The sequence below is a fragment of the Streptomyces sp. NPDC001890 genome (genome assembly GCF_042891445.1).
In the GTDB taxonomy this organism is placed as follows: Bacteria; Actinomycetota; Actinomycetes; order Streptomycetales; family Streptomycetaceae; genus Streptomyces.
On record NZ_JBIATE010000062.1, the window covers coordinates 1 to 12456 of the forward strand.

Genomic DNA, 12456 nt, shown 5'->3' on the forward strand with positions numbered 1-12456 from the left:
CCCCGCTACGACGTAGGCAAAACCGTCAAACGCCCCGAGACCCTCAAGGCCATCGGCAAGCCCGGAAGATCTTGGTAGATAAAGAACAAGCTCAGAGGCGGTCAGGGTTCCGAGGGACAGCCCTCCCTACGGGACGTCACCGGCGTGGTCGGCCGCAGCGGTGGCGAGGACTGCGGACGTGGCGACGACGGTGCCCGCCGGGCTGCCACCGTTGGGCTCGACGAGGACGGTTCGCCGGCCGAGGAAGACGTGGGTGGCGGGATCGAAGATCCACTGGGTCTGTTCTCCGTAGGAGGTACGGGCGACGGTCACCCCCTCGCGGCCAGCGGCGTCCTTCGCGGTTCCGGCCACCGTGACACCGGGGATCCGGGCTGCCGCACGGTAGAGCGCGGCAGACACCCGCGGTGGGGCCCAGGTCTCGGAGAGCAGGTCACCGATCGCTTCGAAAGCGCGCTGGTCCGGGTCCTGGCCCTGTCCCCGGGTCTGTGTGCGGATCAGGTTCAGAAGGGCGTCGGGGTCGGTGGGCAGGCAGTCGACGTAGGTGTGTGACGGGTTCGAGACCGAGGGGTCGGTGGGGTCGGGGGCCGGCACCTTGGAGTCAGGCTCGCCCTCCTGGCGGATGAGGCCGGGGCGGCTGCCGTCGGCGGACAGCCACACCTCGCGGGTGTGGACCGGGGGCAGAGTCAGCGGGCCTCCGCCAGCGCTCTGTCCGGCGTAGGCAACCCAGCTGCGCACGTACACGAACTGGTCGGCGCGGACGGCCGGAGCGTCGGTTCCCCGCGCGGCGAGGGCGATGCGGTCGAGGAGCCCGGTCGCATGGGGTGGGTGGCCTGGTGGTTGCCGGGGGTGCTGTCCGGCGTGTCCGTGATGCCGACCGTGACGACGGTGCCGACCGCCAGTGCGGCAGCGACGGCCGGTACGAGGAAGCGGACAAGCCGGGGGCGGGGTCGCCTCGAGCGGGCCGGCTGTTCGGCCTGGTTCAGCAGGGCCTGCTTCAGCAGCAGTGCGCGGTCGCGCGGGAGATCGGGGACCGAGGGAGCGGGCAGGAGGTTTGTGAGGGCCGTGCGTTCGGTCTCCTCGCCGCTCTGGTGCGCGGTACGGCGGCTCGGGTCGGTGTTCATCGGTGGTTCTCCTGACGCGGGGACGTCCGGTGGGACCGGGCGGCAAGGGGGACGGGGGCGGCGGCGGCCGGGGCTTCCGAACAGCTGCCGGGGTGCGGAGACGTGCGCCGCTGCGGGGTGAGGAGCTCACGCAGGCGGGCGCGGGCGCGGGAGAGCCGGGAGCGGATGGTGCCGACCGGGACGCCAAGGGCCTTGGCGGCGGAGGTGTAGTCCAGTCCCTCCCACACCACCAGCGTGAAGACCTCGCGGTCCCGCCGTCGCAGGCGTGCGAGTGCCGCGTGCTCCGCTCGCAGTCGGTCGGTGTCGGTGATCCGTGCGACTACGTCGTCGGCGAAGTCCGGCAGCGTGCCGGGCTCCGGGATCCTGGCGAGCGCGATGTCGCGCAGTCGGCGGGTGCGGGAGTTGCGGCGCATCACGTTGGTGGCGATGCCCAGCAGCCAAGGGCGGAGGCTGTCGCCTTCGGGGCGCAGCTTCGCCCGGCCGCGCCAGGCTTCCAATAAGGTGACCGAGACGACGTCCTCGGCGTCCGCCCAGTTCCCCGTGACGCGCAGCGCGTAGCGGTAGAGCACCTGGGCGTGCTCGTCGTACAGCTCCGCCAAGGCGTCGGGGTCGCCGCCACGGAAGCGATCTCTCATTGGTGATTCCACGCTCTGCACTGCCAGGAGGGCAGTTGTGGTTCCCGTGATGTGGATCACGGGAACCTGAGACGGATCGGAGGCAGTGCAGTTGCATGAACACACTTCACGCAGGTTCACAGACCAGCCGGAGCTCTTTCCTCCGGACACTCGCCATCGGCACCGCCCTCGCCCTGACCGCCTCGCCGCTCCGGCGGGGGCCTTGGCGGCCACGGCGCCCGAGACGTTCACCCTGACCATCAACCACCTCGACCGCGCGGGCCACGCGACCGGCTCCTACGAGACCACCGTGATGGGGATCTCCGGTGCGGGTGTGGACGAGTACGTCCAGCCGCACGACCCTGACGGGACGACGACGGTCGAGCTTCCCCGCGGCCGGTACGTGCTGGAGAGCTCCCTCACCGGCGGTGCGGACGGGGCGGCGGACTGGATCGTCCAGCCGCGCCTGGACCTGGACCGCGACATCACCATCACCGTCGACGCGCGGGCGGCGAAGCCCGTCGACGTGCGCCCGCCGGACCGGTCGGCGACGTTCCTGCACAGCGGCTTGTTCGTCAAGGTCACCCACGACGGAACCGAACGCCTCCTCAACCGCATCGACGCCACGCCCAGACTCCGCGTCGCCCACCTCGGCCCCGCGGCCGAGCCGGGCTCGGTGAAGCAGTGGTTCGACGCCTACTGGACCATCGGCGACGTCGACTACGCCCTCGGCCACACCGTGGCCGGCTCCCGTGTCCTGACCGGTCTGGTCAAGCACCCCGCACCGCAGGACCTCGCGACCCTGCGCGTCGAGGGCACCGGCGAACCGGCCACCGCGACCGTCGGGATCACCCCGTCACCCGGCCCGACCGTCGGCCTCACCCGCGGCCTTCCGGTCCCCGGCACCGCCACGTTCCGCGTCACCCCGGAACGCGGCACCTGGGACGTCTCCTACGGCGCGAACGGCGGAATCGAGGTGGTCGAGGGCAACACTCTGCGCGCCGGCCGCACCACCACACTCACCTTCCCCACGAACGGGTAAGCGGAAGGTCGGAGGCGATCCAGCCCTCCGCATCGAGCGGCCCCGTGGACGGATCCACGGGGCCGCTCAACTGTCCCCGACGCCGCTCCCCCCGGCGGGCTCTGCCCGTGCGCCCGCGCGGTCAACGCGGGCGCAAAGGCGGGGCGTCGTGTGGCCAGGTACGGCAGGCACCTGCGGATCTACAGGTGCTGCTGGATCCACCAGAAGCCGAGGCCGACGAGTCCGGCGCCGGTGGCGTAGGCGGCGCCGCGGAGAGCGCTGAAGAGCAGGGCGTGGCGGCGGGCGAGCCAGTGCTTCGTGCGGCGGATTCGGTGGGTCTGCCCCGTGGTGTCGGGGTGGCGGCTACTGTGCATGGCAGGTGCTGCGTTGTTTCGGGTGCTGTTTCAGGGAGTCCGGCGGGGGCTGGGCGTAGGAACCTTCGGCCCCGGCCGGGCTTTTCGTTTTCTACTGGCTGACGGCGAGTTCGTGGATGCGCTCGGCGAGGTGGGGGGCGGGGCGGCAGACGAGGCCGTCGTCGTGGCGGGTGGTGAGGCGCTCGAAGTCTGCTTCCAGTCGTCCGGTGAGGACGGTGCGGCGGGTGTTGTGGCGGGCGGAGTAGCCGGTGACAGTCTCCAGTGCCTCCAGGAATTCTTCGGGGTCTGTTTCGAGGGGCTGGTCCGGGCCGGGTTGGAAGAGGGCGGTGGTGACCTGTCGCTTCCAGAACCGGGCTTCGCGGTCCTCTCCGAGGCCGAGGTGGTCCAGGTAGAGGCAGTACGCGGCGGCTGTGCTGCCGGCGCCGGCCGCGAATCTCCACCAGAACCGGGCGCTTTCGGGGTGGTGGGCGAGGTAGAGCATGCATGCGAAGACCTGGGCGCCGTCGACGTCGACGGCGTTGGTCCAGCCGTCGAACTGCGCGACGCTCTCGTCGTCGCCGAGGAGCGCGGTGAGTTCTTCCACGTGCGTGGCCGCCCCGGCCTGGGTGACGGCCCAGCGGGCCATGGCGCCGAGGCGGCGGCGGGCGCTCGCGCCCTTGGGTGCCGGGCTGAGGGCGGGGGGGCATGTAGCCGGCGTCCTGGGCGAGGCGGCGGAGCCCCATCCCGACGTCGAAGGGCCGGCGGGGCTCGCGGACGGAGACGTCGGCGTCGGCGAATGCCTTCTCCCAGGTGTTCACAGGGTTTCCTCTTTCTTGATCGGCCGGGTGGCGCGGCGGTAGAGAGGGGTGAGGCGTTCCTGGGCCTTGCGGCAGTGGTGATTGACGGTGCTAGGCGAGAGGCCCATGTACCAGGCGATGTCCTTGGTGTCGTACTTGGCGATGTGGCGCAGGACGATGGCGTCGAACTGGCGCGGGGGAGTTTGACGAGGGCCGGGTACAGGCCGATGCCGCTGTCCATCGTCGTGAGGTTTTCGCGCAGGCCCTCGATCAGCTCGCCGATGACGACGCGGCGCATGATCTGCCAGATCTGTTCCTGGAGATCGGGCTCGGTGAGCAAGCCGTCCCAGTGCCGCAGGATCTCCAGGAAGGCCCGGTGGACCGCCTTCTCCGCCCGGTCGTTCGTATGCAGGATGGCCAGGGCGTACTCGTGGAACGCTTCCTGGTTGGTGAGGTAGTGGGCCTCGAAGTCCAGCGGGAGCGGGGCCTCGGCCACGGGGCTGTGGCCGTACTCCTCACGTACGTCGTCGGTCCAGCAGTGCCGTCACGGATCACTCAACCGGCCGAATCGGCCGAACACGCATGCGCGGCCGAACGAATATCACGCACCGGTATGAGGTGTCGGCGGAACGTGATGTTGTAACGGATGGTGCGGTTGCGTTGACCTGCGGTGACATCCCCTTGGCGTGATGCGACATCAACGGGGGACGGGTCGACGGGTGACGCATGTCACAGTTGCTGCGGATGTTGCGTACGTGACTACTCGTCACGATCGAGTGAATCTCCACAACTGTCCTGCACAGCACGCCTATTGACTGCTAAGGAGGCGGACGCCTGTCCGCGCCGGGGGCACCGAAGTACGTAACCTCACCGCATCCGGATCACAGTGGCATGAGGCCGCGGCGACCGTGCACGCCGAAGCCGCGGGAGTATCCCGGTCCAAACTGGAGATGGCCGCGAGGAAGGCCTGCGCCCGTAGCCGGAAGTCGGCGGCTGACGCACATCCGCCCGCTCCCCGACGCTGCTCCAAGGGGCGGGTGTCAGCACTGGGCCGGCGTGCCGGCCGGCCGGGCAGCAGGTGGCCGGAGTCGACACCGATCACGCGGACCTGCCCAGGGATCACCTTGGGCCTGGCCGCGTGGTCGGCCGCCGTGGCCTGCCGGTCAGGTGCGGAGGCGAGAGAACCAGGCCGGCGGCCCGGGACTTGCGTCGGTAACTGTCGCGTCCCGACCAGTGCCGGCGTCCATCGCGAGAGCCCTTCATCCGACTGGCCATTTCGTTGCGACCATCGGCCTCGTTCACACGCCCACCGGGCAATCGGCTCTTGTCGGCCGCAGGCAGCAGCCACCCGAACCCGAGGAGCGCAACACTCATGACCACAACTCCCAACGGCCCGCGAGCGGGAGACCGACCGTGACCGTTTACTTCGACCCCGTCGGCGGCGTCCTCCTGGTGGTGGCGTTCGTCGTTGGTTACTTCGTCTACAAGCACACCCGGCAGGCCGCGACGGGCAAGGGAGACGTCGTCGGTGCGATCAGCTGCGGCGTCATGGTGCTGACCGCACTGGTGCTCATCCTCGGCGGCAGCCAACCGGCGCCGCAAACTCCCGCGCCGGCAGGGGGCGGGGCGCCGTCGTCACCGGCGTCACCCACTCCCCGCCCGTGAGCCGGGGCCAGCGCCCCGGAGCACGACCAGGCCGACGTCCGGCCGGACAGCGCCGAGGGGTATCCGTCGCACCCCAGACTGTCGCCGTCGAAGGCATCACTTGAGCAGCAGAGTGGAGGCGCGTGCCCGGTAGGTGCCGGGGGCCGGGGCGCGCGGCGGCCGCAGTCCTGTGTCAGCTGTCCGCACAAGTCGCCCCGAGTGGGAGACCCGGGGCGGCTGATGATCACTCAGAGAGGCGTACAGGGCCGTTCTAGGCGGCGAAGCCGATGTTGGTGACGTACTGGTACTGGCCCCACTGGGATCCGAGGTCGACGATGACGTCTTCCCAGGCGTCGTCCAGGCCCTGGTGGTCGCCGGATGCCCAGGTCTCGACTATGCGGTCCCAGCGGCGGACGTTCATCGTGCGGTACTCCACCAGCCGCTGGAGCGGCCGCGGCACCTGTGACTGGTTGAGCGGGTGGATCTTGACCCGGGTGCCGCCGGCGGAGTTCAGGCGTCGCAGGAGGTGCCGGGCGACGTTGTGGCGGCGGACCTGGCGGTACGCGGCGTCGATGCGCTCCAGGTTGGCGCTCGACGGCCGGCGCTTGCCCTCCAGCCACGCCTGCAGTGTCCGGTCGGTCACCGTCAGCCCGGCGTCCCTGGCCGCCCTGCGGCTGTGCTCGGTCCTGGTCAAGTAGTGCAGCCGGGCCATCAGGCCGCGCTTCACGGTCACCGGGGTGACGATGCCGTCCGCCAGCTCGTCGAGCTTGCGTGCGACGGCGTCGCTGCCCTTGATGCCCCGGGCGCCGAACTTCCCGAAGTCGTTGAGAGTGGCGACGATCGCCGCAGTGGAGAGGTCACTCACAGCGCGGGGCGTGACCTTGACGCAGTAGTTGCCGACGCTCCTGCCCTTGGTGACCGACTCGATGTTCTTGCCGCCCAGGAGAGTGCCGTCGGTGGACACCTTCGCAGCGGCGCGGGCGTAAGGGGCGTCAATGTCGGCGGCCGAGGCGGTTCCGGACAGAACAGCCAGAGACGTCGCCTGACGGCGCTCGTCGCATCGGCAGCCCGGAGCCATGTCCGGCCCGGCCCGCAAGACCGCTCTCGTACTCCTGCGCGTGGCTACGTCGTCTGGGAGTCGCCGCGGCGGGTCGTCAGCGGCGCCTTCGGCCGTGGCCGGGCAGGCCGACGGAGACCGCGTACACGCTGGAGCCACCGGTGCTGGGGACCGGCTGCGCCCGCCACCCCTGGGCCGGTGCGGGCGCCACGATGCGCAGCAGTCCGTCCACGGCGGGGCGGGCGGCGGGGGTCTGTATCGGTTCTCCGGACAGTGGGCACCTTTCGCCTTCGGGCATGAGGTGCTGGGCGAGTGTCCTCTTATGGATGATGCGGGCCCAGGTGCCGCAGGCACACTCGTAGTTGCCCGTCAGCTCCTTGCCGGACAGGACGACTTGCCTGGACTTCGGGCACGGGTCGGGCAGGCCGGGCACCGGATGCTCGTAGAGGCGGCCGCTGCTCAGGCTCGCCTTGGTCCTGGCGCCGCACTCGGGGCAGACGTATGCCTTCGTCTTCGTCGGTGCATGAGCGTGCCTGGGCATGTCGTCACCCTTCACTCTGCCGTGGCCCCTGCCCTGTCCGTCAACTTGCCGCGCGGGTAGAACGGTGAGGTTCTCCCCCGCCCGGCCGCCGCCCACACTTGACAACCACACGACCGGCGTGCAGGCAAGGAGAAGCGTGATGCCCAAGAAGACCGACCCCGACAACCCGTACGGCTACGCTGATGCGGATCTCGAAATTTCCCCGGTCTCGCTCTTCGCTCCCCACTCGGGTTCTGGTGTTCAGCGGACAGGGCAGGGTCTACGGACGTAGGCAGCGGGGATGCCAATGCGCTGGCCTGGCAGACTCGCTCGTATGTCTGAACAACTCGCTGGCGACGCAGCGCCGAACGATCCCATGCACGAGTATCTGACGCTCTACCCCGAGGTAGTCCGGGCGGGATCCTTGCAGAATGCCCTGCAGGCGGAGGCCGATCGTGCAGGCTACCGGCTTGCGGTCGAGCTGACATCCTCACCAGGCTGGCGCCAGGTGGCCGTACGGGTGGAAGCCGACGGCCACTCGGCGAATGTACTGATGGCACAGAGCGAGCGCAGCTTCGTCGTCGACTGCTGGACCAACGATGTCCACATGGCCACCGGCAGCACCCCGGACTTGTCCGCGGTTGTCGGGGCGTTGCATTCGTGGCTGCAGGATCCCGGGGTCCGGGGAATCGTCGCCCAGTGGCCTTTCCTGCGGACCTGGGAGCTGGCCGAGGCCCATGAGCGTGGAGAGGCTATTCCAGTGCGATGGCGCCAGCTACGCGAGGCCGCTGCGCGCAAGCCGGACACTGCACTCCACGAGTTCGTCGAGGCCGCCTTCGAACAGGAGCGGCTTCGGGTCCTGTCGCCAGGGCGGAGCATGTACTGGGTCACTTTCAGCCGCCGGGCCGCGCCGCCCATCTGCCATGACCTGCCGGCGGCCATGCCGCTCAGAAATGGCGGCTACCAGGTGCGATTCTCCGACGGACGGCTGCAAGAGCTGGACAGTGCGGCAGAGGCCGTCGCAGCCATCATTGCGGGACTCCCGGACGATACTGTCTCACGGCATTGAAGCTCACGGGGTGGGGAATCTAGGTGAGCAACTCTGGCCATGCTCAGAAGCGTGGGTGGGGAGGTTCAGGGAGCCTCATCAACGCCCCGGAGCACGACACCGTCCGAGTCGGGCGGCACGACCTGGAGCGCCTGCTGCTGGAGTTCCGCTCGCTGGTCCGCAAGCAGGAGCCGGGCAGCTGGGAGCACAAGGACGACTATGACCTGTCCTTCGAGCGCCTGGCCGACGCCGTCGACGCCGGAGCCAAGGTCCGGCGGGGCACCCGCTGGGAGGGCCCCGACCTCCGGCTGCGCTGTACCACTACCGAGGACGTCTACGGATGGCCGGAGGGCGCCCCGTACGACGGCGGGACGACGGTCACATGGAACGTTCCGGGCTACGGTTCCCACGCCACCGACGACGACTTCACGAACCTGCTCACATCGCTGTGCGGCTTCAGGTGGTCGGCGGAGGAAGGCCGGCGGGTGAAGGGCCTGCCGGACTGCCGTGAGTGCCTGCGCGAAGTCCAGCTCGGTGCTGACCGCCCCCGCGGCCGCTGGTGAGGACCGCATGGAGCACAGCCGGATGGCGCAGCACCTCGACGTGCTCCTGACCGTTGTGTTGATGCATCCGCGTACAGGCATCAGATGAGGAGTCGTGATGGGTAGGAAGAAGCCGGGCAAGGCGCGTCGGCCACGTGTGCCGTACGTTGACGGAGCAGGAGGGGCAGAAGCTGCAGCGGATCGTGCGACGGGGCAGCACCAGCACAGTGCGTTTCCGCAGGGCGATGATGCTGCTGGCCTCGGCGGGCGGGAACAGCGTCCCGGTGATCGCACGGCTCGTGCAGGCGGACGAGAACACCGTCCGCGACGTGATCCACAAGTTCAACGAGATCAGGCTGGCCTGAAGGCCGATGCAGGACGATCGGCGCACTGCTCCCGCCTCCCAGCTCGCCCCGTGCCGGTTCGCAGGGCGAGTCGGCACGCGGCGTCATTGGGTGGCCTCCGGACTTGCGGACGCTGCAAGGGTGACTTGCCTCGCGCGCCTACTCACCCGCTTTTCCCCTCCACTGCGCGAACCGGTTGTCTTTAGCCTGGACGCATGCCCGAGCCCGAGTTCAATGCCGACGACTACGTCAACCCCGATGCTCCCAAGGACGAACTCCGTCTGAAGCCAGACCATCCTCGTGTCCGTGACCACTCCTACGACTGTGCACGCAGCACCCAGGAGCAGGACCTCTGGAGAGGGTCTCTCATCTCCACCGTGATGGAACCCTGGGGTGACTACCCCGACCTGGCGGAGATCCCCGAGAACGCCGTACCAGGCCCGGAGCTCACGCTGTTCGTTAAAGAGCGAGGGCGCGGCCCTGGTTACGTCGCAGACTTCCTCTACAAGGCTGCCGATCTACCGGTCACGGTGCACGGCATCCTGGCGAACCAGGGCTCCGGCCTCGGGCTGATCGAACTCGAACTCTGGCGACCAGAGTGGGGTTACTGGGACGACTGGGGAGACTTCGTCGGTCCCCTGGAAGAGGATGAGGTGGTGGCGGTGTCCGCGCCGATCACCAGTGATGTGTTGCGCCGTATCCCGCTGGGTCAGATCGTGGCACGGGCCCAGGCCGAGCTGGCCGACCAGTCATGGAAAGAGGAAGGCGTCACCGTCCTGGGTCGATCGCGGGCGGCAGGATCAGACCTCGCACCGGCGTCCCTGCAAGCTCTGGAGAACGCGAACGCGCTCGCACAGCCGGCGCGGCGAGGGCACCCCCCGCTCGACGGTGAACTCCTTCACGTCGTGGCCCACGCCTATCTCCGTGAAGCCATCAATGGCCCTGGCCTCCATCGGCGCCTGGCTAACCTGTTCAACCGCCCGGAACCGACTATCAAGGACTGGATCAAAGCAGCCCGGGACCGCGGCTACCTCTCCCCGCCGTCCCAGGCCGCCGGGCCGCCGGCCCCGGCCCGCTCCTCACTCACCCCGAAGACGGCTCACATACACCACCGGCCTGACCTCCACGGCTGCCGTCTGCAACGGCGGCTTGCTGGGGAGGAGGCGAAAGTGGAGGAGCCAGCCGCCGTCTCATCACCGCAGGGCCCCCGGGTTCGTCTGCGGCCTCCAACGGCCGTCCCGACGCAGGGCGTGGCGCAAGGTAGAGGCTTGCCCGGGTCAGCGGCGCAGGCGCGAGAACCATCCGCCGGCCTTCGGCTTGGGCACGGCCTGACCCTGCTCTTCGGGCTTGTGCCGTCGTCTCGGATATCGACGGGATATCCGATGCGATCACCCTCGCCGCTACAGTGCCGCCATGACGACCGCACCTCACTGCAGGTTCTCGGCCCGCATCAACCGAGCCGAAGCCGAGTTCGACGGACCGTTTGAGGGCGTGCCCCCGCAGAGCCTCGATGCCCCGAGGGTCGTGCTCCGGGCAGATGCCTGGGCAGCGCACATCGGCGGTTTGCAGGCAGCACGTTGAGCGAAGAACCCGTCTTCATCCGGAGCAAGTTGGGAACCAGCCGGTACGTCTACAACCACCGCAACCCTGTTGGTCTCGCACTCATCGTCCTCACGCCGCTTGTCGCGCTCGGCGTACTGTTCGGTATGCAGGCCGAGTCGACGTGGAGTGAGGGCGAACTCCGCGACGCCGTCCGCAAAGGCGTCCGAGATCTAGGCGGCAAACGGCACTACACAAGCCTGGAGGGCAACCACGGCTACCTGATCGCGGAGGCGATCCAGGAGGGCGGCATCGGGCCAGGGCACGGCGTCGACACGCGTGAAGAGGAGGGCGGAGGCTACACGGTCAGCACTGAGGACACCGAGGCGGAGTACTGCGTCCGCATCACGCTGACCCTGGACGAGCAGCCCCCCGTAGTCTTCCCAGGGGCCGAGGACCGGCCGCCCCCCGACCCGGAGATGCTCGCGTACTACCTCTCCCACGCGACGTTCAGCAAGGGCTCTTGCCACTGACCTGTTGATCCTTCTGAAGCCCCTGCTGCGGGCGATGGCGCGCAAACCGTCGATATAACCGCTTCGCCGGTCGATGGGGGCCAGCGGCGGCCCGATTCTCAGGTGAGGAACAGCATCCCTACCAGCTGCTACTGCACCTGGATCAGCGACCCGAAGGTGGCTCGGTAGTGGCGCCGCATTGGCACTTCACCGCGCAGCATCTGGCATGTTCCCCGAGACCGGCCGCGTATCCGGTCCATCAGTGGCCATCACAGGCGCAGAGACAACCGCAGTCGGGATGGTCACCGCTACGAAGGCGCCTGGTAGGTGTCAGGTCACCGCTGGGTGGGCTGCTCGTGTCTGGCGTGGAGTAGTCCGCTGTGCGCGCCTGTGCCGGTCGGTAGAGGCTGGGGGTATGGATGGCAGGGTGCCCGCGCCGCGGACCTGGGCGGGGACATCGCCCTGCTCAACGACAAGGCGGGTGTAGATCGGGGTCTCCTGGAACACGGGCGAGGTCTGCTTTCTGGTGCGGGACAGCGAACGGAAGTCCGCGGCAGCGGTGCGCTGCCGCGTCGGCCGGTGGCCCGACCGGCGTTGACCGAGGGCCGTCTACAGCTGGAGGTCGAGGCCGAACAGATTCAATCAGGTCGGTGAAGAGCTCCTGTGCGGCCTCCCCCCAGCGCCTCGTGCACCACCCTACTCAAGCTGGAGCCGGCCACCGCCGTACGCGCCGCCGGCCACCACGCTGAGTTGGAGGTCCGCGGGCCCGGCAGCGACTACCGCCCACTACCTCTGCACGGGCCATTACCACACGTACGAGTATCTCGGTCTGCTTTTGCGGGAGTTGATCCTGCTGGTGTGGTGGGCTGGAGCCGCACCGATGCCGTGAGGAAGGAAACCCCCCATGGAGACGCGCTCGGCAGAGAGCCCCGCCGGGCCGGGGTTGCGGGACCAGATGGTCTCCGTGATCGAGGCCAGGGGCGCTGATGACGGTGACCGGCGAGGACGCGGCCGATGTCGTACGGGCCGTTCGCACCGTGCTCGTCGACCTCGGCGAGCACGACACCGTCGACGTCGTCGCGGTCGCCCCCTACTCCACCAAGACCCTCGTGGACGCGTTGTGGACCGGGCTCTACCAGGAACGGTGGGCCCGGCCCCGGCATACCGAAGAGGCTCTCCGCCACGTCGACGGCGTACTCGCCCGCCGTACCCAGCCCGTACTCGTCCTCCACGACGCCCACCAGTGGCGCTGAACCTTCCCCTTGATCGTGGACACCTGGAGACTGGGACGTGAGGTTCCAGAGGAAGTAGCACCAGGTGGGAAGCAAGTACACGAAGCGGTAC

Annotated in this window: 13 protein-coding genes and 2 pseudogenes; 8 read left to right on the top strand and 7 right to left on the bottom strand. The window is 69.0% G+C overall.

Going from position 1 to position 12456, the window contains the following annotated elements:
* Window positions 1–126 precede the first annotated feature (126 nt).
* A complete protein-coding gene (locus ACFYY1_RS42425) occupies window positions 127–1167 on the bottom strand; it encodes a CU044_5270 family protein (RefSeq protein WP_388595399.1) in 1041 nt (346 codons plus the stop codon).
* Entirely contained in the window at window positions 1118–1756 is a 639-nt protein-coding gene (locus tag ACFYY1_RS42430; RefSeq protein WP_388595400.1) for an RNA polymerase sigma factor, read from the bottom strand. Before ACFYY1_RS42430 ends, ACFYY1_RS42425 begins: the two co-directional genes overlap by 50 nt.
* Before the next feature lie 202 nt (window positions 1757–1958).
* Here ACFYY1_RS42430 and ACFYY1_RS42435 point away from each other — a divergent pair, with 202 nt between their 5' ends.
* Window positions 1959–2777, top strand: coding sequence for a hypothetical protein (locus ACFYY1_RS42435; protein ID WP_388595402.1), 819 nt, complete (start codon window positions 1959–1961; stop codon window positions 2775–2777).
* 179 nt (window positions 2778–2956) lie between these two features.
* On the opposite strand, the gene ACFYY1_RS42440 is transcribed toward ACFYY1_RS42435, so the two are convergent.
* From ACFYY1_RS42440 to ACFYY1_RS42450, 3 genes and pseudogenes are all read right to left on the bottom strand, one after another.
* On the bottom strand, window positions 2957–3130 hold the full coding sequence (locus ACFYY1_RS42440) for a hypothetical protein (protein WP_388595403.1): 174 nt from the start codon (window positions 3128–3130) through the stop codon (window positions 2957–2959).
* Between the two features lie 91 nt (window positions 3131–3221).
* A complete protein-coding gene (locus ACFYY1_RS42445; RefSeq protein ID WP_388595404.1) occupies window positions 3222–3755 on the bottom strand; it encodes a hypothetical protein in 534 nt (177 codons plus the stop codon).
* 288 nt (window positions 3756–4043) lie between these two features.
* A pseudogene (locus tag ACFYY1_RS42450) lies at window positions 4044–4256 on the bottom strand (hypothetical protein); the annotation flags it as partial.
* Between the two features lie 1063 nt (window positions 4257–5319).
* Between ACFYY1_RS42450 and ACFYY1_RS42455 the strand changes: the two are divergent.
* Window positions 5320–5571, top strand: coding sequence for a hypothetical protein (locus tag ACFYY1_RS42455; RefSeq protein ID WP_388595405.1), 252 nt, complete (start codon window positions 5320–5322; stop codon window positions 5569–5571).
* A gap of 250 nt (window positions 5572–5821) precedes the next feature.
* Here ACFYY1_RS42455 and ACFYY1_RS42460 read toward each other — a convergent pair whose 3' ends face one another.
* Entirely contained in the window at window positions 5822–6391 is a 570-nt protein-coding gene (locus tag ACFYY1_RS42460; RefSeq protein ID WP_388595416.1) for a transcriptional regulator, read from the bottom strand.
* 313 nt (window positions 6392–6704) lie between these two features.
* A complete protein-coding gene (locus tag ACFYY1_RS42465; protein ID WP_388595407.1) occupies window positions 6705–7148 on the bottom strand; it encodes a hypothetical protein in 444 nt (147 codons plus the stop codon).
* Window positions 7149–7461: 313 nt separating this feature from the next.
* On the opposite strand from ACFYY1_RS42465, the gene ACFYY1_RS42470 reads away from it, so the two are divergent.
* From ACFYY1_RS42470 to ACFYY1_RS42495, 6 genes and pseudogenes are all read left to right on the top strand, one after another.
* A complete protein-coding gene (locus ACFYY1_RS42470) occupies window positions 7462–8196 on the top strand; it encodes a DUF6193 family natural product biosynthesis protein (RefSeq protein WP_388595408.1) in 735 nt (244 codons plus the stop codon).
* 23 nt (window positions 8197–8219) lie between these two features.
* On the top strand, window positions 8220–8738 hold the full coding sequence (locus ACFYY1_RS42475; RefSeq protein ID WP_388595410.1) for a hypothetical protein: 519 nt from the start codon (window positions 8220–8222) through the stop codon (window positions 8736–8738).
* A 134-nt stretch (window positions 8739–8872) separates the two neighbouring features.
* Window positions 8873–9079: pseudogene (locus tag ACFYY1_RS42480) on the top strand (helix-turn-helix domain-containing protein); the annotation flags it as partial.
* Window positions 9080–9276: 197 nt separating this feature from the next.
* Window positions 9277–10548 carry a hypothetical protein gene (locus ACFYY1_RS42485; RefSeq protein WP_388595412.1) on the top strand — a complete coding sequence of 424 codons (1272 nt, stop codon included), beginning with the start codon at window positions 9277–9279 and terminating at the stop codon, window positions 10546–10548.
* Window positions 10549–10638: 90 nt separating this feature from the next.
* Window positions 10639–11133 (top strand): hypothetical protein, encoded by a 495-nt coding sequence (locus tag ACFYY1_RS42490; RefSeq protein ID WP_388595413.1) that lies wholly within the window; start codon window positions 10639–10641, stop codon window positions 11131–11133.
* Window positions 11134–12098: 965 nt separating this feature from the next.
* On the top strand, window positions 12099–12365 hold the full coding sequence (locus tag ACFYY1_RS42495) for a hypothetical protein (RefSeq protein WP_388595415.1): 267 nt from the start codon (window positions 12099–12101) through the stop codon (window positions 12363–12365).
* The last annotated feature ends 91 nt before the right edge of the window (window positions 12366–12456 follow it).